Origin of the sequence: Myxococcus sp. AM010 (assembly GCF_013372585.1) — a bacterium.
Taxonomy (GTDB): Bacteria; Myxococcota; Myxococcia; order Myxococcales; family Myxococcaceae; genus Myxococcus; species Myxococcus vastator.
In genome coordinates, this window is sequence record NZ_JABXEO010000027.1 from 40,698 (window position 1) to 64,890 (window position 24,193).

The 24,193-nt window shown below is 68.7% G+C and carries 13 protein-coding genes; 9 read left to right on the forward strand and 4 right to left on the reverse strand.

The features are described 5' to 3' along the window. Positions 1-26 precede the first annotated feature (26 nt). Positions 27-422: a hypothetical protein gene (locus HV826_RS15165; protein WP_176417723.1), complete on the reverse strand. Its 396-nt coding sequence runs from the start codon at positions 420-422 to the stop codon at positions 27-29. A gap of 745 nt (positions 423-1,167) precedes the next feature. On the opposite strand from HV826_RS15165, the gene HV826_RS15170 reads away from it, so the two are divergent. The 3 genes from HV826_RS15170 (at position 1,168) to HV826_RS15180 (ending at position 9,690) form a co-directional block, all read left to right on the forward strand. After that, on the forward strand, positions 1,168-2,553 hold the full coding sequence (locus HV826_RS15170; protein ID WP_255217231.1) for an EGF domain-containing protein: 1,386 nt from the start codon (positions 1,168-1,170) through the stop codon (positions 2,551-2,553). 788 nt (positions 2,554-3,341) lie between these two features. Beyond that, positions 3,342-8,357 carry a hypothetical protein gene (locus HV826_RS15175; protein WP_176417725.1) on the forward strand — a complete coding sequence of 1,672 codons (5,016 nt, stop codon included), beginning with the start codon at positions 3,342-3,344 and terminating at the stop codon, positions 8,355-8,357. Positions 8,358-8,643: 286 nt separating this feature from the next. Next, complete coding sequence (locus HV826_RS15180; protein ID WP_176417726.1) at positions 8,644-9,690, forward strand: EGF domain-containing protein; 1,047 nt, start codon at positions 8,644-8,646, stop codon at positions 9,688-9,690. A gap of 121 nt (positions 9,691-9,811) precedes the next feature. Here the strand turns inward: HV826_RS15180 and HV826_RS15185 are convergent, their stop codons facing one another. Then, positions 9,812-11,410 (reverse strand): hypothetical protein, encoded by a 1,599-nt coding sequence (locus HV826_RS15185; protein ID WP_255217232.1) that lies wholly within the window; start codon positions 11,408-11,410, stop codon positions 9,812-9,814. A 207-nt stretch (positions 11,411-11,617) separates the two neighbouring features. On the opposite strand from HV826_RS15185, the gene HV826_RS15190 reads away from it, so the two are divergent. Further along, positions 11,618-14,770, forward strand: a complete 3,153-nt coding sequence (locus HV826_RS15190; protein ID WP_176417727.1) for a DUF3427 domain-containing protein — start codon at positions 11,618-11,620, stop codon at positions 14,768-14,770. A gap of 39 nt (positions 14,771-14,809) precedes the next feature. On the opposite strand, the gene HV826_RS15195 is transcribed toward HV826_RS15190, so the two are convergent. After that, a complete protein-coding gene (locus tag HV826_RS15195; RefSeq protein WP_368670931.1) occupies positions 14,810-15,661 on the reverse strand; it encodes a hypothetical protein in 852 nt (283 codons plus the stop codon). Then, a complete protein-coding gene (locus HV826_RS38085) occupies positions 15,543-16,145 on the reverse strand; it encodes an SDR family NAD(P)-dependent oxidoreductase (protein ID WP_368670929.1) in 603 nt (200 codons plus the stop codon). The genes HV826_RS15195 and HV826_RS38085 overlap by 119 nt, the downstream gene beginning before the upstream one ends. 1,112 nt (positions 16,146-17,257) lie before the next feature. Here HV826_RS38085 and HV826_RS15200 point away from each other — a divergent pair. The 5 genes from HV826_RS15200 (at position 17,258) to HV826_RS37190 (ending at position 24,183) form a co-directional block, all read left to right on the forward strand. Next, a complete protein-coding gene (locus HV826_RS15200) occupies positions 17,258-17,620 on the forward strand; it encodes a hypothetical protein (protein WP_176417729.1) in 363 nt (120 codons plus the stop codon). Positions 17,621-18,010: 390 nt separating this feature from the next. After that, positions 18,011-20,323, forward strand: a complete 2,313-nt coding sequence (locus tag HV826_RS15205) for a kelch repeat-containing protein (protein ID WP_176417730.1) — start codon at positions 18,011-18,013, stop codon at positions 20,321-20,323. Between the two features lie 106 nt (positions 20,324-20,429). Then, positions 20,430-20,651: an SDR family oxidoreductase gene (locus tag HV826_RS36705; RefSeq protein ID WP_255217233.1), complete on the forward strand. Its 222-nt coding sequence runs from the start codon at positions 20,430-20,432 to the stop codon at positions 20,649-20,651. A gap of 253 nt (positions 20,652-20,904) precedes the next feature. After that, on the forward strand, positions 20,905-21,891 hold the full coding sequence (locus tag HV826_RS15215) for an alpha/beta hydrolase (protein ID WP_368670930.1): 987 nt from the start codon (positions 20,905-20,907) through the stop codon (positions 21,889-21,891). A gap of 1,017 nt (positions 21,892-22,908) precedes the next feature. Next, positions 22,909-24,183, forward strand: a complete 1,275-nt coding sequence (locus HV826_RS37190; protein ID WP_255207792.1) for a YcaO-like family protein — start codon at positions 22,909-22,911, stop codon at positions 24,181-24,183. The last annotated feature ends 10 nt before the right edge of the window (positions 24,184-24,193 follow it).

The following is a 24,193-nucleotide window of genomic DNA, read 5'->3' on the forward strand; positions in this document are numbered from 1 at the left end:
CCATCCGGATGGCGGGGCTACGTGGCTCAGTACGTGGTGACGTAGAGGCGCTGGTTGCCGGTGAGCGTGCCGTTGTTGCGGACGTACAGGCGCGAACCGGGCCAGTTGCACATCAGGCTGCCGGTGATGGTCGCGCCCGCGGCGATGGTGCCGGAGGTGGAGTTGCCACCGCAGTACGCGTAGTAGGGCGTCGAGTGGGTACTGGACAGGTTCTCGATGATGAACGGCGTCGAGCCGAACAGCCACGTCGAGAAATCACGTGTCTGCATGGCGTCGATGGTCGCGTACTCCGCGGCCTGCGCCACATCGCCCAGCTCCGGCTGCTGCATGGCCTGCTCTTCCTCCGGCGTGTACTCCCCGCCGCAGCCCACGGCGGCCAGAGACAGCAGACCCACAACTCCCAACGTATTGAACTTCTTCATGACTTCCCCCTCATTGCGAGTTGTCCCCGAATTGGAGACGTGCGGTGTGTATGAGGGTTTTTACGTATTGTAAATGGTGTGTTTTTGACACCCGGTGGGTTGGGATGGATTGCGTCGCCGGATGACGCATCGCGCCGCCGCCGGCGTTCCTGGTGGAAACGGAGACAAAGGCTGCTAACGGCAGACGGAGTAGACGTCCGTCACGGCGAAAGCCGTCTGTCGCCTGGTGATGTGCGCCGTCTCGTTGCGACCGCAGGGCTTGAAGCAGACCCAACACGTGAGGCTCGCGTCCGAATAGAAGTCAATCCAGTAGGATTCGTTGTCGCAGAAGGGCCGCGCTTCCTCGCGTGAATCAAGGACGGCTTCCTCTTCGACGCTCGCGGTTGTGCCGCCGCTGTATCCTCACTCGCGCCTTCAATGGTGCCTCTCCAGTCCTGAGAATTGAGAGTCATTGCTCGCGCTGGGCGCTGAGGCTTCGGCCTTCATGTCCAGGATGGGTGTCGCGTGCCGTTCGTCGCGGCGGCCTCTGGCGGAAATGCTGTTCAATGGCATGCGAGTTCCGGGGTGACATGCGTGCGTTTGAGCTGCATCCGGGGCCTCGTGCCTAGCTTGGTGTTGGCGGCCTTGTTTCGTTGTCTGCTTGTCACGCCGCCATCCCCCAGTACAAATCGAATGGAGCAGGATAATGAATGGCAGTCGAGTGACCCCCAATTGGCATTGGATGTGCGCGGCCCTGGCGTTCGGAATGCTGGGAGCGTGCGGGCCCCAATTGGAGGAGGAGCCCCTCGTCTCCGAGGAGGCGCAGTCGGAGGTCGAGTGGGCCTCGAGCAAGGTATCGAAGGTGAATGACCCCTACGCCAACGCGGTCGTCCCGAGCGGTATCGTCGCGGTCATCAATCCCAACAATGCCGTGGGACCGCCGGATGGGAACGTCGCCAGCTTCCTGGGCCTCCTGGGGGGCGCGCTGTTGCTGGACATGGGCGTTGGAGAAGAGGGCACGGGGCCTCTGCGGATCTACTACCGGGGGCTGGCGGTGGCGGTGATTGCCCAGGTGGATTTCCTCGCCGCGGACATGAGCCTCATCAGCACGGGACAGGCGGCGCTCTTGGACCTGGGCATCGGTACGCACTCCGCGCTGGTGCCCTTCAGCAACGCGACGCCCTACCGGTACGTGCGGCTGCGTGGCGGGCTGGCCTCGTTGTTCAGCGTGGACGCCGTGGAGGACACGGGCTTCGGTGGCGGCGCCATCTGTGGCGATGGCGAGCTGAACGCAGGGGAGCAGTGTGACGATGGCAACGTGGCGCCGGGAGACGGCTGCAGCGGGGGCTGCCAGGTGGAGCCGGGCTACACCTGCTCCGGCGCGCCCAGCGTCTGCGCGGACATCAACGAATGCACGAATGGCACCGCGCAGTGCTCGGTGAACGCGAGCTGCATGAACACGCCGGGCAGCTACACCTGTACGTGCCTTCCGGGCTACTCCGGCAATGGCTGGACATGCGATGACATTGACGAGTGCGCGAATGGGACCGCCGTGTGCCAGCCGGGACAGCTGTGCGTGAATACACCCGGAAACTACGAGTGCGTGGGCGGCGCCTGTCAGCCGCCCACGGTGCAGTGCGGCGCGCAGTGCGTGGATTTGTCGTCTGATGCGTCCAACTGCGGCGCCTGCGGCAATGTCTGTGGCGCGGGGGACACCTGCTCGCAGGGCGTCTGCGTGGAGGAGGGCCTTCGGCTGCAGATCGCCACGTCGTGGGCGCGCTTCGGCGATGGGAACCTCGTCGTCCGGACGCCCACGGGGAAGGTCATCCACGGCGGCAACCCCGGGCCCGACGCTGGGACGGACTTCGGTGCGCTGGACCTGACCGCGTCATCGGGGTGGGGGCCGGAGCGGGTCATCTGGAGCACCAGCGCCATCCCGCCGGCTGGCACCTACGACGTCTGCTTCAAGGCGGCCAGCTACTCGCCTCCGCCCAGCGCGGCGGACCCCGTCTCGTATACCGTCACGGTGTTGCGGCTCGACCAGCCGTACCTCATCTACTGGGGCGCTGTCGTCAGCGGCGACACGGGGACTGACTGCTACCCGGGCCACCCGTCGCATGTCGCGTCCTTCACGTACCCCGGGGTGCCGTAGCTGACGTCATGCGTTGATGGGCCCCGGCTCCTCGCCGCGCCATGTGTCGCGGCGAGGGGCCTTCCCAGGTTGCCCGCGCTTGCCGCGCTCCGCTCGGCATTGTCTATTGATTGAGGATGCGCTGATATGTGCGGCTCCATTTTTCAAGGAGGCACACATGAACGCGCGTCTGGTCATGTTGGTGGCTGGCATGTCGTTGGGGTTGTTCGCTGCATGTGGGCCCGTGGAGGCCGAGCAGGAGTTGGCGCGGTCGGAGGCCTCGCTCGACTTCTGCGGGGATCATGTGTGCTCCGGGCGCGAGACCTCCCGCAGCTGTCCTCAGGACTGTGGTGTGCTCATCTTGTGCGGTGACGGTATCTGCGACGCTCGCACCGAGACGGCGGACACCTGTCCCGAGGACTGCGGCCCCCCTTACTGCGGCGATGGCGCTTGCAACGGAGGTGAGACGTCCAACACCTGTCCCCAGGATTGCGGCATACCCGCCTGGTGTGGAGATGGCATCTGCGGCGGTGGCGAGCACTCCGCGAACTGCCCCGTGGACTGCGGCTCCGAGTGCGGCGATGGCGTCTGCAACGGGCGCGAGCTGCCCAGCACGTGTCCCTGGGACTGCTACCCCTCGACCGCTTGCGGTGACGGGGTCTGCGCTCCCTTCGAGGAGCTCACCTGCCCCCGGGATTGCTGAAGCGGGTGGACGCTGCTCCGTCCTCGCCCCGTAGCTCGGGGGACTGCTCCTTCTGTTCGCGAGCATCCACCGAGCGCGGGGGGGATTGAGGCTATGCTGTCGCATCATGATCTGCCAAGTCTGTGCCCGGCTCCGCGACGTGGCCTCGGGTGCCATGTGTCAGGAGTGCGGTTCCCCTCTCGTGCCCGCCACCGCGCCGCAGCTCGACGCGCTCGTGAGGGAGACCCTGCGGCGGCACATCGAAGGCTGGCAGGCCAGCGCCGTCATTGATGGCGTCACCGCGGCCCGGCTCGCCGAGTCCCTGGCGCCTGCCGCGAACGACCTTCACGCCGGGACACCCGTGGTGGCGGAAGTCGAACCCGCTCCCGCTGACGACCTCCAAGCGCCGGTGGCCGTTCCTCCCGTTGACGCGGCGACGCGCGCGGAGGCCTGGGCCGACAGGGTCGCGAGCTCGCTTCGAAGCGCGGGAGGCTCGCGGCTGTGGGGCTGGGGCGCGGCGCTCGCGCGCTCGTTGGACGAAGCCGCGAAGGCGGAGCGGGAGCAGAAAGCGCGCAAGCGTCGAGAGCTCCGGCCTGGCTCGGAGTCAGGGGATGACGACCTGGGCGCGGCGCTGGACTCCGGGCAGACGTTCTTCACCCGGGATGCGTCGGGTCCGCTCAGCGGGGGACTTGAAGCCGTCGTGGCGCTTGATGCACAGCCGGAGAGCACGCCCCGGTTCCAGGAGTTCATCTGGTGGTTCCTCGGCGCGATGCTCGTGCTGGGCGGCTCGCTCATGGGCGTGCGCGAGGCCTGGCGCGCGCTGGGTGGGGTTCCGCGCCAGCTCCTCGTCACGGGCGCGCTGTGGGGCTATCACGCGGGCTTCATCGGGCTGGGGGTGTTCCTTTCCCGGCGCTCCATGCCCGTCGGCCGCGTCCTCGCGGGCATCGGACTCGCGCTGCTCCCTGTCTCCTTCATCGCGCTGTCGTCGCTGTTCGCGCTGTCACCCGGGTTCGGCTCCGCGGTGGCGCTCGGTGTCGCCGCGCTGGGCCTGGTGCCGCTGCGGTCGGCGGGACGGCTGCTGCATGGCACGCCGGTGACGTCCCTGGCGGTGGCGCTCCTGCCCTCGCTGCTCGCCGGGCTGCCGCTGATGGCGCTGGGCGACGCGCCCTGGCTGCGCGCGCTGTGTGCTTGCGTGGGCGTGGTGGCCCTGGGGACCACGGCCTGGCGCGCACGCGGGCCGACGTCGGAGAACACGGCGCTCGTGGGCGCCAGCGCCGCGCTCTATGGCGCGCTGTGGCTCGCCGTCTTCGGCGTGGCGAGCGCGCCGTCGGGCTTCGACGCCTTGGAGCCGGGCAGCGCACTGTTCGCCGGCTTCACGCTGTGGGCGCAGGCGCTGGCCACCGTCATCGTCGTGGCCGCGACCACCGACGCCGCGCGCGAGTCCCACCCACGCGTGAGCCCGGTGCTGGAGGTGGTCGCCTGCGCGGTGCTCGCCAGCGGCGCGCTCGCGGGGGCGCTGGGCGCGTTCGCCGTCCAGCCGGGTGGGGACCTCCAGGTCGACTTCGCCTCGGCGCTCGCGCCGCTCCTCGCGGCGGGGGTTTTCTTCCTGCTGGAGCCCCGGCGGCGGGCCCTGGTGCACCTCCTGGTGATGTCGACGCTGCTCGCCGGAGCCCTGTTCGCGCGCACACTGGCGCCCGCGGACCCGGGCTGGTGGGTGTTCGGCGGCACGGTGGCGGTCGCGGGCTTGATGCTGCTGGCGCGGTGGAGCGCCTTCCCGGGGCTGCGCATCCGCCTGCTCGCCTGGACCGTCCTCGGCGCGCTGGTGGCGATGCCCCTGGTGACCCAGGTGGGCCGCTCCGACTCGCCGTGGGCCCGGGTGATGACGGGGCTCGTCATCGCCGGGGCCGCGCACGTCGCTGGCGGCTGGCGCTGGCGGGGCCTGCACTACCTGGGCGGCGCGGGTCTGCTCTTCGGTGTGCTCGCCTGCGCCCAGGGGACTCCGGGCCTGGAGGGGAGCTGGGGCCGCCTGGCCGTCTTCGCGCTCGTGAGCGGGCTCTACGGTGCCTTGGGGCTCGTCCAGGCCGCGTGGGCCCGGCGGGGCTCGCGGCAAGACGGACTGCTGCCCCTGGATGACCTCTCCCTCGGCCTGGCCGCGGCGGGAGTCCTGCTGGCCGTGGACGCCACCCCGGTGGCGCCGGACGTGCTGTCGTCCGCCTTCGGGCTGCCTGGCCGCGTGCTCGCCGCTTTGCCCACGGCCGTCATCACGGCCTGGCTGCTGCTGCGTGTCCGGCGGGACGGAAGCCGGCTCGTCGGGGTCCTCGCGGCGTCGGGGTTCGCGCTCGCGGTGTCCCAGGTGGCGGGCACCGTCTCTGACTTCGCGTCCGCCCGAGCCGCCCTCGTCGCCGCATCCCTGGCGCTAGGCTTCGCGGCCTTCGCGGCGCTTCGCGGCCGCACGCCCGTCCCCACTGACAGGACGGGCGCCGCTCCCAGCCCCTGGAGCAGGCGGGTGCTCGACCTCTTCCGGCTCCCGTTCGGGGCGCGAGGGCTGCCGCTCTTCACGGACGGCTTCGCCACGGTGGCGCTGGTGCAGGTCTTCGTCGCCACGCTCACGCTGGCTGCGTGGCTGTCCAGGCCCACGGACGCCGAGCGCGCCACGTGCCTGCTCGCGGCCGGTCTGCTCCTCCTGGTCGCGCTCGTGGCCTTCGTGTCGCGCGGCTTCGAGGCCTGGCACCTGCGCGGCTCGGTGGTGACGCTCGCGTCGCTGGGCGTGCTCATCGCGCTCACCGCCCTGGTCAACCGCGCGGGCCGACCGTCGCCGCCGGACGTCGCCGCCCTGCGGACCTCGCTCATCGGCGTCGCGCTCTGGGGCGTCGCGTTGGCGACACGGCGCTTCGGTCCTTGGGTCGCCAGGCTCCTGGAGAAGCCTCGTCACGGCACGCTCTACCACTGGGTTCCCCATCTGGGCGTGGCGGTGCTGGCCTGTGTGCTCCTGAAAGGCGCGCTCCTCGTCGGCCTGCCCCGTCCGTCCCGTGCGCTGGCCCTCATCCCGCCCCTGATGTTGCTGGGGCCCGCGGTGCTGATGTTGCTGCTCTCGGTGTCCGCGCGCTCGGTGCGGCTCGCGAGCGTGGGGCTCTGGCTCGGCCTGCCCGGCGCGGCGCTCTGGGCCGCGAGGCAGTCGCTGCTCGGGCCCAGGCTCACGCCCTCGGGGACGTCCGAAGGCATGTGGGTGCGCATCGGCGCCGAGTCCCTGCACTGGCTCGACAAGGCCGCGTGGCTCGCGCCTGGAGACACGGTGTTCCTGCTGTGGCAGCGGGCTTTCGCGGGCATCGCCGCCGCGGGGCTCGTCTACGCCGTGGCCTCGCTCCGGGGGCTGCCCGAGTCCTTCCAGCACCTGTTGCGGCGCCATTCGGTCCTCAGTGTGGGCGCGGTCTTCCTCGCGGCCCTCTTCCAGCCCGGGCTCACGGCGGCGGGCCTGGTCTGCATCACCGGCCTGGTGCTGTTCCTCGGAGGGGCCAGGGTGCAGGGACGCGGTGTGCTTGGCGCGAGCATCCTCCTGCTGGTCCACGCGCTGGCGCACCGCGTGGACATCTTCGAGGTGTGGCCCGGCCCGGTGCTCGCGCTGGTGGGGTTGGCGGTGGTGACGCTGGGGCCGTGGCTTGTCCGGCGCAGGGGCCTGCCAGAGAGCGCCGCTCGCATGCGCATCCACCAGGCCATGGCCATCTACCTGCTGGCCGGGCTCGTGTACGCGCTGGCGACGAATGGCACGCCGTCGTCGACGCTGGCCGCGCTCAACCTCCTGGGGGAGATGCTGCTGAGCATGGGCGGGAGCTGGATGGTCTCTCCCGCGTTGCCCGTGACGCTGGCGCTCGTCGCCGCGTCCGTGCTCGTGGCGGCGTTTCAGTGGAAGGGCACGCTCGCCTCGCTCATCGCGACGCTGGGGGCCTGGGGGGTGGGCGGCACTTTTGTCGCCTCGCTCATGGCCGTCCTCTCGATTCGCGCGGGCCGCGTCGGTCCGACGCTGCCTTATGGCCAGCTCTTCATCGTCCATGGCGCGGCCCTGTCCCTGGCTGCCTCGGTGGGCGTGCTGGCCCTCCATGCCGCCCAGGAGTGGGTGCGGAGGCGCCGGCCGGACGTCGCGGGCGGCCTGGCGTGGGGACGTGACACCGGGCTCGTGGTGAGCGGGCTGATGCTCGCGGCCCTGGCGGTGGGGGGCACAGCCTCCGACAGCGCCCTCACGCTGGCCGCCGCCTCCATCGGCATCCTGGTGTTGGTGGCGCTGCACTGCGCCTGGAGCCAGCACACCGGCCGGCACGTCTACTTCGTGCAGACAGCGGTGGTTGGGGTCTATGCCCTGGTGCGTAACCTGTATGCACCGGGCCTGCGCGCCGAGCACGACGCGCTCTTCGCGCTGGCCCTGGGCTTCATCCTGGTGGGCGTGACGGTGCTGGCCCGGCGGGCAGGCGTGCAGCCCGTGGAGGCGGCGACCCGACGCTTCGCGGCGCTGCTGCCCATGGGGATGGCGCTGGTGCTGCCAGGCGAGGCGACGCAAGAGGCTGCGCTGCTCGCGGGCGGCTCCGGCCTCCTGTACGCGACGCTGGGCGCGGTGGAGCGCAGCCGGCTGTTCGGTGCGTTCGCCGCGGCAGCGTGCAACTTCGCGCTGCTCATCTCCGCGCTGGCGTTTGGGTTGGAGGGCCTGGAAATCTACCTGGCGCCCATGGGGCTGCTGTTGTTGATGCTGGGTCAGCTCTTCGCGGAGAGCCTGCCGCACGCCGCGCGCAACACGGTGCGCATCCTCGGGGGCTTGTTGCTGTATGTGCCCGCGGCCGCGCGCATGGCGGTCCAGGTGGGCCAGTCTCCCGACGGCATGTATGCGCTCGTCTTTGGCGGAGTGTGCCTGCTCGGCGTCGTGGCGGGCATGGTGTTCCAGATTCGCGCCTACCTGGCGTTGGGGGCCCTGTTCCTCTCGCTGGATGTCGCGGCCACGCTGCTCGACGCCGGGCTGAAGGACCACCGCATCGGCTTCGTGGTGATGACGCTTGCTGGCCTCACGCTCATTGGGGGTCGTGTCCTGACGACCCTGAAGCGCCAGGAGTGGGAGCTGCTCATGCATCGGGTCCGCCTCCAGCTTCGCGGCTGGGATTGAGCGTGCGCGACGCCGCGTTTCCTCTCTCCGTTCCCAGGAATCAAGAAGGCTGAGGCGTGTTGGGACGAAGGTCTCAGCCTTCGTGTCCAGGGTGGGTGTCACCTGGCGTTCGTCGCGGCGCTATCTGGCGGAAAGGCTGTCCAATGGCACACGCGCCGGGGGGCGGAAGGCGTGTGTATAAAGCCGGGGCGGGCCTTCGTGCGTTCATTGTCTTGGCGGTCATCCGGTGTGGTTGTCTTCATGCCGGGCCGCCAACCCCCAAGTCCAAGTGGAATGGAGCAAGACAATGAAGACCCGTCGAGTGACCCCCCTGTGGCGATGGCTGAGCGCGGCGCTGGCGTTCGGAATGATGGGTGCGTGTGGTCCTGAGCTGGAGCAGGAGTCCCTTGTCTCCGAAGAGGTGCCGGTGGGCGCCGAGGTGGGAGCGGACGCCGTGTCCGCGATGGCGGGAGACCGGTACGCCGACGCCGTGGTCCAGCGCGGTGTCTTCGCCGTGCTCAATCCGAACAACGCCGTGGGCGCGCCAGATGGGAACGCCGCCACCTTCCTGGGCCTCCTGGGAGGCTCCCTGTTGCTGGACATGGGGCTGGGCGAGGAGGGCACGGGGCCGCTGCGCATCTACTATCAGGGAATCTCGCTGGCGGTGATTGCCCAGGTGGAGTTCCTTCGCGCGGACATGAGCATCATCAGCACGGGGCAGGCGAACCTGCTGGACCTGGGGCTGGGTACGCACTCCACGCTGGTGCCTTTCAGCAGCGCCACGCCGTACCGCTACGTGCGGCTGCGGGGCGGGCTGGCCTCGCTGTACGGCCTGGACGCCGTGGAGGACACGGGCGGCGGCGCGGGCGCCACCTGCGGCGATGGCCGGGTGGGCGCCTCGGAGCAGTGTGACGATGGCAACCGGGTGCCGGGGGATGGCTGTAGCAGCGCCTGCCACGTGGAGCCGGGCTACACCTGTCAGGGCACGCAGCCCAGCGTCTGCCATGACGTCAATGAATGCATGAATGGCACCGCGCAGTGCTCGGTGAATGCGTTCTGCACGAACACTCCGGGCAGCTACACTTGCACGTGCAGGCCTGGTTACTCGGGCAATGGCTGGACGTGTCAGGACATTGATGAATGCGTGAACGGGACCGCCGCGTGCAATCCCAGCCAGGTGTGCGTCAACACGCCGGGTGGCTATGACTGCGTGGGTGGCTCCTGCCCGGCTCCCTCGGTGCAGTGTGGCGGGCAGTGCGTGGAGGTGTCGTCGGACGTGAACAACTGCGGCGCCTGCGGCGTTGTCTGTCCGGCGGCGAAGACCTGCTCGTCGGGGGTCTGCGTCCTCGGGTAGCCTGAGCCTCCGCTTCCCCGTGCAGGGGCCGTGGGGCAGGGCGGCTCCAGTCGTCAGAGCGACTGGCGCCGCCTCTTGGCATCCTCCATGAACTTGCCCGACTCCGGCGACAGGCTGGGCGCTACCGCCTGATGCGCAGCGTGACGGAGGTGAACACCTCGACGCGCTTCCCATCTGACTGGACGAAGTGGCTGGTGTAGGTCACCGGCTGGATGAAGATGCCGCTCGCTTCATGCTCATTGTTGGACTTGGCGCTGAACCGCGCCACCTGCAGCGTCCCCAGGCAGATGCCCGTGCAGCCCACGGCCCTGGAGGCGCGGTAGACGAACACGGTGCCGCCCTCAATCTGGTTCGAGTTGGTGACGCGCGGCTTGGGCACGGTGATGAACAGCCGTTGTTCGGTGCCAGGGACCTCCCAGACCGCGCCCAGCGGGAGGTCGCTGGTGCTGTCGGCGTTGGCGCCCACGGGGCGGAGGGTGACGTCGATGGAGCCTCCGTTGTCGATGGCCGAGTTGACCTTGACGAGCTCCTCCTTCTTCGTCCAACCCAGCCAGTGGAGCTGCGGGAGGTTGTAGTTGTCCGACGCATTGCTGCCCATGTACGTGCTCGAGTCGCCGTAGGGGACTTGCTTGCCGGTCGTGGGGTCGCGCCGGTTGCCGTGCCCGAGTCCGAGGACATGCCCCGCCTCGTGAGCGTAGTCCCGGAACAGGTTGCCCTTCAGGAAGATGCGGCGCCCGCCGGCGTTCGAGGTGGAGCACATCCCGCTGGGCAGCGCGTACACGGTCATGAACGCGTTGGATTGGGACTTCTGGATGGCCTGCTGTTTGGCCTTCCCGCAGTTGCTGCTCGTCACCTGCACGGTCTGCGAACCGATGATCTCCAGGCTCACCTGGTTGCGAGACGCGGTGGCGTAGTAGTCGCTCAGGTCGCGGACGCTGTTCCGGATGGCGGTCAATGAAGGCGTCGTCCTGCCAGCCAGGGTCATCCGGACGACCCTGACGGTGAGCTTCTTGTTGATGGCGCCCAGTCTGCTGTTGAAGTTCTGGACGCACGTCGGCTCATCGTCGGCGCAGGTGTAGCGGTACGGCGACGAGGGGGCCACGACGTCCTCGACCCGGAATGCGCGCACGTTGTCGTCAGCGCTGGCGCCGCTGTCAAACGAAGTCTCACAGAGGCTCGAGTCCGTCTCGACGGTGACCGAGTCGCCGCTGCAGCTCGTGCCCGCATGCAGCGTCACGCTCTTGCCGAGCGGCACGTCAACGTAGGATGCGCCCGCGGCCTCCGTGAGCGTGTAGCAGCCGTTGGCCTCGGCCTCCTGAATCACCTGGGCGTCACCGTTGCAACTGTCGCGCACGCGGACGAGCTGCGTGCGGGGGGCGAGGAGCTGCGCCCGCAGCGTGGACCAGTTGGCCGCGGTGCAATTCTCTGACTGCACCTCGTCGAGGAAGACGCCGTCCTCCAGCTCCGGGTGCTCGTAGGTCTGGCACGCCTCCCACAGCTCGCTCCAGTGCGCCCAGTCGCAGGTCCCCGCGTTGGCGTAGGTCTCGACACACGCGAGCGCCGCCTCCAGCTCCGGGGAGATGACCGCCTGGCGCGAGGTGGCGACGGACGCCGCGTTGCCTGCACCGTCAGGCTGCGCGAGGGCCGGCTGCTGCTGCTGCTCCTCCTCCGCGCCCTGGCATCCGGACACCAGCGTTCCGCACAACATCACAACTGCCATTGAGAGCTTTTGCATACGCCCCATCGCGCAGCCCGTGGCCGCGTACTTGTTTGTTTCGAATGGTTTACATGATTTTCATGGTAAATTGGACTTTGCGTGTGGTGTTTTCTGCGCATCGTGTGGGTGGTCCCGGTTTGTGAGAATCCAGGGCGGGGAGGGGGCCTCAGCGGAGTCCTGTCTGTCGTAGGCTCCGCGTTGATGCCAAGCATGCCTTCCGGGCTCGAGCCTGGACTCTACGAGACGCTCCTCAGCCTGGCCCTGCACGACCAACTCGATGTTTCGAGGCGCGAGGGCTGGTGGCTCGACGTACAGAAGTGCGACGCGGCCATGCTGCCCGAGGTGCTCGCCCGTCATGTCTACGTGATGGCGCGCCGCGCGCTGGCCTCGGTGCCCGCGGATGAGGCGCAGGCCGAGAAGCAGGTGCGGCTCGCCAATGACCTCATCACGTTGTTGAGCAAGGCGGGGAATGACGACACCGTCCTCATGACGGACCAGGTGCACGAGGAGGCTCACCTGCTGCGCGAGGCGCGACGGGGCGGGAGCGCCCTCACGGCGCGGAGTCCAACGCTCCGGCCACACCTCTCCCTCTCGGAGAGCGGGCTGCTGGTGAATGGCCGGCGCGACTACCAGGTGGGGCCCGAGCTCGCGCGGGAAATCGAAAGCGCCGACCGCATCGACCTCCTGTGCGCCTTCGTCCGCTTCGCGGGCCTGCGCCTGGTTCGCAAGCAGCTCGAGGACTTCGTGCGCCGCGGCGGCCGGCTTCGAGTCATCACCACCGTGTACACGGGCTCCACTGAACGTCGCGCGCTCGATGACCTGGTGAAGCTGGGCGCCGACGTGAAGGTCTCTTTCGAGACCGACCAGACACGCCTCCACGCCAAGGCCTGGCTCTTCCACCGCAAGACGGGCCTGCACACCGCCTACATCGGTTCATCCAACCTGACGCACAGCGCGCTGGTGGACGGCCTGGAATGGAACGTGCGTGTGAGTCAGGCGGACAACGCCGGCATCCTCGAACGGGTTGGCGCGACGTTCGAGCAGTACTGGAGCGAGCCGGAGTTCGTCTCGTACGACCCGGAGCGTGATGGCGAGCGGCTCTCCACGGCCCTCGCCCGGGAGCGGGGCGGCTCCGGCGCGTCCTCGCTCGAGCGCCTCGTGGCGCTCGACATCGAGTTCGAACCCAAGCCCCACCAGCGGCAAATGCTCGAAGCGCTGGAGGCGGAGCGCCAGCATGGGCACCGGAAGAACCTCGTCGTCGCCGCGACGGGCACAGGGAAGACCTGGGTGGCTGCCTTTGACTACCGGCGGCTGCGCGCCCAAGGGCATGAACGGCTCCTGTTCGTCGCGCACCGGGATGAAATCCTCCTGCAGAGCCAGCAGGTCTTCCAGTTGGTGCTGCGGGACGCCGCGTTCGGCGAGCGGCTCGTCGCGGGCGAGCGCCCGGTCCACGGGGGCCACCATGTCTTCGCCTCCGTGCAGTCTCTCCAGCGACAGCTCGAGACGCTGGCCCCGGATGCGTATGATGTCGTGGTGGTGGACGAGTTCCACCACTCCGAGGCGCCCACGTACCGCAAGCTGCTGGAGCGCCTGAGGCCGCGCATCCTGGTCGGCCTCACCGCGACTCCGGACCGGGGAGACGGTCAGTCCGTGCTGGGCTGGTTTGACGGCCGCATTGCCTGCGACGTCCGCCTCTGGCAGGCCCTTGAGCAGGGGCTGCTTTGCCCCTTCCAGTACTTCGGCGTGCACGACGGCACTGACCTCTCCTCGGTGACATTCAAACGGGGCATGTACGCGAGGGGCGAGCTCAATGCCCTGTACACCGGCGATGACCTCCGGGCCCGGCGCATTCTCCAGGCCGTGGAGGAATACGTCCACGTCCCGCGGGCCATGCGCGCCCTGGGCTTCTGCGTTGGCGTCACGCACGCGGAGGTCATGGCCCACCACTTCAACGCCGCGGGACTCAAGGCCGCGGCCCTGCATTCCGGCTCGCCGGACGGTGAGCGCCGTGAGGCCGTGGCTCGGCTGCGGCGCGGCGAGCTCCAGGCCCTCTTCACCGTGGACCTCTTCAACGAGGGCGTGGACATCCCGGAGGTCGACACGCTCCTCCTTCTCCGGCCCACGGAGAGCGCCACCATCTTCCTCCAGCAGTTGGGCCGCGGGCTGCGCTGGTCCCATGGCTCGGGCAAGAGCGTCCTCACGGTGCTCGACTTCATCGGTCAGGCGAACAAGCGCTATCGCTTCGACGTGCGCTACCGGGCCATCGTGGGCGGGACGCGGCGGCAGTTGGAAGCCGAGCTGGAGCACGACTTCCCACGCCTGCCGCCCGGCTGTGCCATCCGCTTGGACAGGATTGCCCGCGAGCATGTCCTGCAGAACGTCAAGGCGGCCGTCTCCCATGCGCGGCGCATCCTGCTCGAGGAACTCAAGTCGCTGCCTCCCGAGACGCGCCTCCAGGCCTTCCTGGACGCCACCGGCCATGAGCTGGAGGAGGTTTACGGCAGGCCCTCGGAGCGCAGCGCCTTCACGGCGCTGCGCCGCGACGCCGGCCATGAGCAACGCCCCGTGGGGCCGCACGAGGCCACGCTCTCCAAGGCCCTGGCGCGCATGCTTCATGTGGGAGACGAAGAACGGCTGAGGCAGTGGTGTGCCTGGGTGTCCTTGCCAGCACCTCCGCCCCCAGCGACTCCCGGCAGTCGGGAGCAGCGCCTCCAATGGATGCTCTTCGCCGCCCTGGGCTTCCGGAGCCGCGCGGTGGCGGAGTGGCCGCAAGCGATGTCCGAGCTGTGGTCCTGCACGGCCCTGCGCGAGGAGCTGCTGGAGTTGCTGGAGCTGCTCGAGGACCGGAGCCGCAGGGTGCACACGCCGCTGGACCCCGTCGGGGCCGCGCCCCTCGCGTGCCATGCGACCTATGGTCTCTACGAGATCATCGCCGCCTACGGGGTGCTGGGGACGAAGGGGAGCCTGCGGGAAGTGCGAGAGGGCGTCTTGTGGGTGGACGCGCACAAGACGGACCTGCTCTTCGTCACCCTCGACAAGTCGGACGCGGACTTCAAGCCCACCACCCGCTACGCGGACTATGCCGTGTCGCCCAGCTTGTTCCATTGGGAGTCGCAGAACGCCACGTCGTCCGCTTCGCCCACGGGCCGGCGGTACGTGGAGCACGTCCAGCGAGGGACGCGCGTCATCCTCTTCGTGCGCGAGCGGAGGAAGGACGACCGCGGCGAGTCGATGCCCTACCTGTGTCTGGGGCCGGTCCGCTACGTGAGTCACGAAGCCGAGCGGCCCATGCGCATCCTCTGGACGCTGGAGCGGCCCATGCCGGCGGACTTCTTCCAGGCCACGAAGGTGGCCGCCGGGTAGGCCGCGCAGGTTCGGGCGCCGGGTGAAGCAACCGGCCGCTCAGAGCTTCTTCGCGGCCGCGTCAATCACCTCTTGCTTGGAGAGGGGCTTGAGCGAGCCGTCCGGCAGCCCCTGGAAGTAGTCGAACGCGTGAATGGTGCCCTTGACCAGGTACTCGGCGTCTCGCGCCGAGTTCACCATCGCGCGCTCACGGAACGAGTACGAGGGCTTCTCGGGGTCCACCCCGACCAGGGGCATGATGGCGCGCTCCTCGGCGGTGGGCTGCCAGAGCGGCTGCGGACGTGGCTCGGAGCGCAGCACGGCGGTCTCGTCGAAGCCGGGCCTGGTGCTCGTCCGGAGGTCCCGCTGGATGTCGAACTGGTCGAGCACCACGCCGCTCTTGGGGTCCTTCGCAGGGTTGGTGACGATGAGGTCCTTGCCGTAGAGCGGGTTGTCGACCCGGGGTCCCGTGGCCCTGCCGTCCACGCCCACCGGCGGACCGCTGAAGGACGTATACGGCGTCTTCGCCTTGACGGACTTCTCGCCATCGACGTGGTCGGAGGCGCTGACGGTGGGGCTGTCGCCCGCGGGCTGGAGCTTGCCCTGCTTGTCGATGGCGGACTTCGGGGTCCCATACCCCGGTTGGATGGCGTCGAACGCGAAGTTCTCACGGCGCGACAGCGGGACATCCAGCTTGATACGAGGCATGGACGCGTTGTTGCCGCCATCGCGACGGTCCATGGCGTCCATGATGTCGCTCATCAGGTCATGGCTGTTGTTCCGCGCCCGCGTCTCACTGGCAATCTGGGACGGGCTCGGGGCCTTGGTGGAGTGATGAGCGACCTGCTTCAGCACCCGGGCTGGTGCCCCGTGGCCACCCGTGTGGGACGCGCCTCGCGCGGCCTGCTTCAACACCGTCGTCGTTGCCTTCGTGATGATACCCATGTTGTAGCCCCCCCCTGGTCTGAAGCATGAGGTGCGTTCCTGCATGCCTTTGTAGGAATTGTCCTTCATCCGCGCACGGAGTTGCGTGGGGGAGGGCGATTTTGACGAGGGCCCGCGTCACATACGGGCAGCGCCTTCTGGAGCAGCGCGAGTCACCACGCGATGCGTTGGCCCTTGAAGTCGAAGAAGCCTCCGGAGTCTTCAGCGCCGCCTTGGACATGCGGTAGTCGTAGGCGCCACCCCAACTGTTGTCCGCGATGGATACGAGGTTCGAGCTGAGGTTGGCCACCTTCGCGCCGCCCGCCGCGCGCAACCGCGGCAGCGGGGCCACCGTCACGCGCAACGCCGCCACCGCGTTCACCTGGAAGGTGCGGGTGAGGTCGTCGCCGTCCAGGTCGGAGAGGGCGTCCGGGCGGCTGCGCACGCCGGCGTTGTTGATGAGCACGTGCACGGGGCGGGGAGCCCCATCCCGAAGGCACGCACGCTCGACGGATTCGCGACGTCGAGCGTGTGGACATGGAGTCTCCCGACAGCGTCCTGGATGAGCGCGGTGAGTTCCGCGGTCTGCGCGGGAGCGCGCACGCCGGCGTGCACCACGTCACCGCGGGAGAGGCACTGACGCACCAACTCGAGGCCGATACCCCGGTCGACATCGGTGGTGACGACGTTCATGGCCGTCTTGGGCTCATGCTCCGTGAAGCAGTCGAGCTTCCGCGTCCCGGCCCGGCGCGAGGCGCGTTCGGTGAGCACGCAGGCCCGCCGTGTTTCCTCCTGGCCACGCTGGCTGCACCCCGCCCCGGGGGGGAGGCACGCAGGTTTCTCAACAGTCTCGTCGCGAGCGCACGGCGCGAGAGGGGGCTCATGGCGGAGGGGGCACGAGCGCCGGTGGGCCAGGGGGACTCTGTGGTCCGGGAGGGCCACTGCGTGTCCTCCATCGCCGAGGCGGCCGGGCTCCACTGGCGCATGTTGTGAGAGCATCCCGACAATCAGGCGCTCAGGGCCGCCCGTGGCAGTCCGCACGTCCTGCTCGTGGTTGACCGCATCACCATTTCTCCGAAGCAGCCCCGCACCGTTTCTGTCGGCACGGGAGCCACCCAACGCTTCCGTGTGAAGGGACGGCGCGAGCAGGTTCGGCTTCGGCTGCTGGATGAGGACCGGCCTCGCGTGGGCGTGGACTATCGCCTCGTGGTGGACGGCGAGGCGCTCTACGGCACCCACGGACGGGGGCGGCTGGCTCGAGCACTGGGTGTCACCTGGCGCGCGCGAGGCCCGGCTCTCCGTGGAAGAGGGTGAGGACTACGCCGTGGATATGGGCGCGCTGCAGCCCGCGCCCACCGAGACGGGGGGCTCGCGCGCCTGTTGAACCTTAGCTTCGTCCCTGGGGGGCTTCTGGGATGCGCTGCTTCCACGGAGTCCGCTCCGTGGCGCCTTCCCCGCCAGCGCCAGCGCCTTGCGCCTCATCACCACCGTGGCGCTGGAGGTCTCCAGCATTTGGGCAGACCACCGCTACCTCGACATGTCCCTGCTCCATCCCCTCCCTATCCAGTCCGCTCAGCAGCTCCCTTGAAGCATCCCGAGGCCCTCCTACACACGATTCGGGAATTGATCGGCGGCGGCGCGACACTGGCGGACATGCAGGCCGCTTCGCCCGGAGGGCTGCACACCAACGTCGAACTCAGCGTGCGCAATGCGGCGAACGCGGCAGCGGCGCTGGCCCACACGCTGGCGAACCCGGTAGCGCACGCGCCCATGCTGGTCGCCGTCGCCCGGTGCGTGGCGGCGGCAATCTCGGCGGTGCTTGGGCCGGAGGCTGCGACAGCAATTGGCTACATGGGCAACCAGATTGCCGATGCCTGCCCCACGTCGACGCTCGTTCAAGAAGGCCATCCAGCCTGCGGATGCCATTGCGCAAGCCCAATCACATGAGTAATCGGCTATTGTCACTAAATCTCGATATTCATTTAAAGCGGACTGTGGCGGCAATGAGCTGGATGAAGGGTCGGCTTGGTGACCTCGTGGACCCGGTAATGGGGCGGTCCAGACACCTCTGCTGCGGCGAAGTGCGCCATGGACTGGAAGTGAATACGGGCGTCTGGTTTTGACACGCGCTGGCAAGCCTTGGTCGGATCGGCAAGGGTTTGTAGAAATGCCATATCGTTTTTTGAGAAAGGTGCTTTAATTTGTTCGCTCGCCTTCCGTTCCTGACGGAATGCGGGTGCAAGGAATTGTCCTTCCGCCTATCTCCTCGTCGCGCTGGCCCCTGCTTCGGGGCGGAGGTGGTTCCCTGCTCACGACTCAGGCAAGGACCCCTCCCAGATGCAAAGACAAAGAAAGACCCAGTGGGCGCTGCTGTGCCTTGTCGCCGTGGCGCTGTCCTCCTCGTGGGGGTGCGGAGCCTCCGTGGAGGAACCGGTGGACATGGGCTCCGTCCAGTTCGCGGGCTCCATTCCCCAGGCACTCGCGGGGGACGATGTGACCCGGGTCACCGTCACCCTGAGCGCCACGGGAGTCCCGTCGGCCACGACGACGCTGGCCCTGGCGAACGGAACCTGGAGTGGCTCGCTTTATCAGGTGCCCGCGGGCACCAATCGCACCTTCACCGCGGAGGCCTTCAACGCCGAGGGCGCGCTGCGCTACCGGGGGCAGGCCACGGGCGTTACCATCGCCGCGGGCGAGGTCGCGGTGGTGGCCATCACCCTGCAGTCTCTCGACACGACGCCGCCCTTCGACAACACCGTGCCTTGCATCGACTCGCTGGTGGCGGCGGCCAGCACGGTGCTCCCGGGCGGGAGCATCACCCTGCGGGCCACGGCGCACGACCCGGACGTGAGCGACACCTTTACCTATTCGTGGTCGGCGGCGAGCGGCACCTTCGGCTCCACGGGGACGGCGACCACGACGTGGACGGCGCCGCAGACGTCGGGCGCATATGTCCTCACGCTGACGGTGACGGATTCTCGCGGGGCCTCGGCCAGCATCAACCTCACTGTCAATGTCGTCTCGACGGACGGCGGCACGGCGGGCAGCGCCAGCGTCACCGTGTCCTTCAACACGTCGCCGTCCGTGCGGGGCATCACCATCTCCCGCTCTCCGGTGCCGGTGGGCCAGAGCACCACCGTGACGGTGGACGCCGTGGACGGCGACGGTGACGCGCTCTCCTACCAGTGGACGGCGGCCTGCGCGGGCACGTGGACGGAGGCTGAAACGGCCAGCGCGACGTTCACCCCGACCGCGGTGCCTACCGGAGACCCGTGTGGGAACTGTCCGCTCACCGTCGCGGTGACGGACCCGAACGGCGGCCGGGGCCAGGGCATGCTGCGCGTCTGCGTGGGACCGGGCACGGGGGCAAGCATTCCGCCGCGCATCGTTCTGACGCACCAGTCCGCGACATCGGTGGCCGGCGGTGGCAGCGCCACGCTGCGCGTGATTGCCGAGGATGGCGATGGCAGCGCGCTCACCTTCGGCTGGACGGCGAGCACCGGCACGGTGGGGACGCCGACGAACGGCTTCACCTCCAGCGAGGTCCGCTGGACTGCTCCGATGTGCGTGCCCGCGGGTGCCGCGCCGACCCTCACCGTCACCGTGACCAACGCGAGGGGGTTCTCCGCGTCGCACACCTTCAGCGTCAGCGTCCTCAACGGCACGGACTGCGGCAGCGGCGCCTCGGCGCGGTGGGAGACCACCGGCAGCATGGTCACGCCCCGCTATGCGGCCCCCGGAGTGCTCCTCGACTCCGGCAAGGTGCTGGTCGTGGGCGGCTACAACACGGACCCCCTGGCCTCGGCTGAACTCTATGACCCGGCCACGGGTACCTGGAGCGCGGCGGGCAACATGGGCTCCGCGCGCGGGAGCCACACGCTGACGCGCCTGCCCTCCGGCAGGGTCATGGCCATTGGCGGCTCCACCGACCAGGCGGGCAATCAGTCGGTCCGGAACGTCGACATCTATGACCCCGCGACGAACACCTGGAGTGCCGCCACGCCTCTGACCTTCGCGCGCGCGAGGCATACGGCCACCTTGCTGCCCTCGGGCAAGGTGCTGGTCATCGGAGGCGCCGCCAGCGCGGTCAACAGCATCCCCGAGGTCTATGACCCGGCAACGAATACCTGGGTGCCCATCGCAAGCATGGCCGCCACGTTGCGCGCCTCGCATTCCGCGGTCCTCTTGCCCTCCGGGAAGCTCTTGGTCGCGGGCGGTAGCTCCGCCGCCGAGATGTATGACCTCGCGACGGATACGTGGGCGCCGGCGACGGGGGCGAGCGGAACGAGCTGGAGTCAGGGCCACCTGCTGCCCTCGGGGCGGGTCCTCTTGCACGCTGGCGTCAATTTCGCGTTGTACGATCCGGCGCTCAACCTCCAGGCGAGCGCGGGCACGCTGACCCACGCCAGGAACAATCCGACGCACGTGATGCTGGCCTCGGGCCGGCTGCTGGTCACCGGTGGCTCGCAGGCCATCAGCGCCATCACCGAGATCTACGACCCTGCCACGGCTTCCGTCTCTTTCAGCGTGAGCATGCCGTCGGGCCGCCAGGGCCCCACGGGTGTCCTGCTCCCCTCGGGTAAGGTGCTCGTCGCCGCAGGCCACTGGGGCAACTCGTACCTCAACACCGCGGTCATCTACTCACCGTGACGCCCCACGCCGTGACTCACGTAGCTGCGTGACGAAACGAAGAGGCCCCGCGCACGTCCTGCGCGGGGCCCCGGGCTCTTGTCGCGTTCCCGAGCAACAGGATGCGTTGCGCGAGCAGCTCCGTGGCCTGGTGCGATTCAGCCGCATGGACACGCCTTGGGAACTCGCCAAGGCCGCGGTGTTCCTCGCCTCGGACGAGTCGCGCTTCGTCGTTGGCACCGAGCTGCTGGTGGACGGCGTCGTGACGAACCGATGGCACGCTGAGCCGTCGGCAGGCAGTATCCAGACCGTTGGGCGCCGCTCCCGCCTTCATGCCTCCGAGCAGTAATGGACAGCTCGCGTCCACAGGCGCAGGAAAGACACAGCCGCAGCGGCCCTCGTCGGGGATTTACACAGCCGCTTCCAACGTGGGCGTTGCCATGTTCAGATGCGGCCCCTAGCGTCGCGCCTGTCATTGGCGGATGAAGAGCCCGTTGTCGCCCCATCTACTCTCCGAGGTTGAGATGCGCGGATTGCTGCCCCAGGATGAATTTGTTTCGCCTCAGGCCCGTGCCGCACGCAGGCTCGTGGGGGCCTTGTTCGTGGCCCTGCTCCTTGGCGTGCCCGGCGGCGCGGAGGCCTCCGATGCCTCGCTCGCGCCGAACTTCCATTCAGGGCATGGCATCACGGTTCATGCGGTGCGGCACATCACGGATCGGCTCATTGATGTGGAGATCTCCACGCCGTTGATCGCGCCTCACGCGGTCTATGACCCACGCCACCATGTCCGCGTGCTCCTGCCGACGGGGTATTACAACAACCCGGGCGTGCGTTACCCCGCGGTCTACCTGTTGCACGGTGGTGGAGGCGCGAACTCGGCCCAGTGGGTGGAGTTCGGTGCGGCGTATGCGATTACCGAGAACATGCCCGTCATCACCATCATGCCGGATGGCGGCAAGGTCGGTTGGTACACGAACTGGGTCTTTCCCCGTGGCGTGAATCAATCCTGGGAGGAGTTCCACCTCAACCAGCTCATTCCGTGGGTGGACCAGAACCTCCGAACGCTGGCGTACAAGCGGGGCCGTGCTATCGCGGGGCTGTCCATGGGCGGCTTCGGCGCCATCAGCTACGCCGCGCGGCGCCCCGACTTGTTCGCCTATGCGGCCAGCTTTTCGGGGGCCCTGGACCTTGGTGACGCCACCATCCGCGCCACCGTCACGGAGGAGGGGACACGGTGGCTGCAGAACCCGGATGGGGCGTTCGGCGCTCCCTTCTGGCCCTTCGACCAGGCCTGGAACATGAACAACCCCATTCCTCGCGCGGCGTCCCTGCGGGGCGTGGCCGTCGCCTTGTACGCGGGTTCGGGCATCTGGGATGGGGATGTGCTCGAACGCGTCCCGGGGGCGTCCACGGACCGGTTCCACCATGCGCTGAATGCCGCGGGCGTGCCGCACCACTACGAGATGTATGGCCGCCCCGCGCCGGGCCAGAAGCCCTTCGGTTGTGACGGCGGACACAACTTCAGTTGCTGGAACTACGCGTTCTTCGACGTGCTGCCGCGCATGTTGGCCGTGCTCGACGGGCCGTGAGCGACAGGCGCTGCTGGTCCCGGTCTGCTTGACGGAGCCGCAGACTCATGCCCCAGCTCCAGTGTGGGCCAGCTCAATCCCCATCACGGCCCAAAGTACCTGGCCTGTTGTTGACTCAAAGTGTGACTTGAGGGGACACTTCCCTTTCACCCAGGGAGGCCGAACATGAAGAAGCCTGCTCGTACAAAGCGTTCAAAGACTCTCAAGGTCACGGTGCGCGTTCTGAAGGTGTCCGCGCTCAAGGCGTTTGAGACCAACGTGTCCAGCATCTCCCACGTTTCGAAGTAGCGGTATCCCGGGCACGACATGGGCGTTCAGTCAGGTGTCGTGCTCCTCGAAATGGCGAGGGGAGTCTCCATCCTTCAGACCCGGAGGGCGCTGATGGAGATACGGGGCCTCCCCTTTGCTCTTCTCGTCTCCATCCTCGGAGACGTTCGCCGCGGAGGGAGCGCCGCGGTCGTCCGCGCGCTGGTGAAGGCGGGCGTCGACCCTGCCGGCGCCGTGGAGCTCGGGGCGCGGCTCGAAGAGGAAGGGGCGCTGGGACGAGGCGCTCCCCGTTTGATGGACGAGCAAGCTCTCCGCGAGGCATTGGGTATCACCGGCAGGCTGCGACTGGGGCCTCTTCGCGCAAACGATATTTCCGAGAACAGCGGAGCGCTCATCCAGCTGAGCGCCACGCGTTGGCGAAGCGCTGGCAGTGGCGTGTGTATCTCATGTGGTCTGCTCTGGGAGGTCCAGCGCGCGGATGCACCCGACGAGGCCGCCGCGGTGGCGAACGCGATTCCGCGCCGCGCCGTGATTGCGCTGGGGGCAGCCGACCTGACGGCCCTCCGGAAAGCCCTGAAGGCGCATTCATTCGATGCGCGTGCCTGGACAGAGGGCGCCTACGGGCGACCAGGCACCAGGCGCACCCGGGCCCAGCCCGCGGCGGGTTGCGCGTGTTCCTCGGACCGGGGCGCGGCGAACCGCATCGGCAAGTTGGAGGGGGCGCGGATGGCCGGCGCCGCGCTGGGGCGCATGGGAATCGCGACGCGCGAAGCCACTGTCCGCGGCAGGCGGGGGGCTCCTCCCGTTGTCACCCTGACCTGGGGAGTGGCCACCCTCCGTCCTCGGAAGCGAGGACGGCCCGTGGTGTCAGGCCATCTCCTGGCCCAGGTGGGCGTCGGAGCATCCCTGGAGGAGCGGAGGCTGACCGCGCGAGCAGAGGCGATCGAGCGCGCCTCGTCCCTTCTTCGTGTGCCCGATGTCTCCGCGACTCCGGCGCGTGCGCTTGAACAACCATTCCTGCCCATGCGTGACTGGGATCTCTACACGCCGGAGCAGTACGCAAGCCCGGGGTTCCCCTACGCGCCAGTCACCCACGACACGCCGCTGGATTGGGTCAGGGCCACCGATGCGGAGACCGGTGAGCAATTGCTCGTTCCCGCGGCCTTCACGACCTCTGAGCGGCTCGTGGGCCCGCGCTTTCTGTGCGCCTCATCCAATGGCGTCGCGACGCATACGAGCGATGACGCCGCGTTGCGGTCCGCGCTGCTGGAGGTGGTCGAGCGCGATGCACTCCAGCTCGCCTGGTACCGAGGTCAAGGGGCGCGGCGCCTCGACACGGCTACGCTCGGCATGGATGAGGGGGTGTCGCGTCATTTCAAGGATTCGGGTTGGACCCTCCACTTCTCGTACCTGCCCGGTCGCGCCGGCCTTCACGTCGTCGCGCTCATCGCAGAGGCGACAGGCGCGGGCGCGTTCCCCAAAGGAGGAACGCTCCTCGCCGCCGCGGCCGCGGGGGACCCGGCCGTGGCCGTGCATCGAGCGCTCCGTGAGATGCGGATGTTGACGGAGGCGGTGGCCCTCCGTCGGCAGCTCGCGATTGACTTCGAGGCGCTCCGGCGGCCCCCGGTCCTGGAGAACTACTGGCTCATCGACTCCCTCCTCGACATCACGTTGCTCTACTTGAACCCCGCGATGCGGAGCGCTGTCGACCTGCTCCTGGAGGGCCCTCCGGTGGCGCTCCCTCGTGCTCGGGTCCCCGACGAGGCAGGGGCGCTCGTCACGAGGTTCCGCCAGCATGGGCTGCGCACCCTGGTCATCAATCTCACGCTGGAGGCGGCTTCTCCGTTCCGGACTTGCCAGGCGCTGGTCCTTGGGACGCAACCTCTGGCGTTCTGTCCGAGCTTGTTGCGGCTCGGGAGTGGGCTGCTACCGCGCCGCCTCCCCCCGCGGAATCCCAAGCTGCCCACCTCACCGCTCAAGCTCAGGCGAGGGCTGCTGAACCCATACCTGCTTCCGCTGGCATGAGCCGCACCGA

Bases quoted from the DNA above. Each gene is read 5' to 3' on its own strand.
- HV826_RS15165 (WP_176417723.1), bottom strand. From the start codon at position 422: ATGAAGAAGTTCAATACGTTGGGAGTTGTGGGTCTGCTGTCTCTGGCC.
- HV826_RS15170 (WP_255217231.1), top strand. From the start codon at position 1,168: ATGCTGGGAGCGTGCGGGCCCCAATTGGAGGAGGAGCCCCTCGTCTCC.
- HV826_RS15175 (WP_176417725.1), top strand. From the start codon at position 3,342: ATGATCTGCCAAGTCTGTGCCCGGCTCCGCGACGTGGCCTCGGGTGCC.
- HV826_RS15180 (WP_176417726.1), top strand. From the start codon at position 8,644: ATGAAGACCCGTCGAGTGACCCCCCTGTGGCGATGGCTGAGCGCGGCG.
- HV826_RS15185 (WP_255217232.1), bottom strand. From the start codon at position 11,410: ATGGCAGTTGTGATGTTGTGCGGAACGCTGGTGTCCGGATGCCAGGGC.
- HV826_RS15190 (WP_176417727.1), top strand. From the start codon at position 11,618: ATGCCTTCCGGGCTCGAGCCTGGACTCTACGAGACGCTCCTCAGCCTG.
- HV826_RS15205 (WP_176417730.1), top strand. From the start codon at position 18,011: ATGCAAAGACAAAGAAAGACCCAGTGGGCGCTGCTGTGCCTTGTCGCC.
- HV826_RS37190 (WP_255207792.1), top strand. From the start codon at position 22,909: ATGGGAATCGCGACGCGCGAAGCCACTGTCCGCGGCAGGCGGGGGGCT.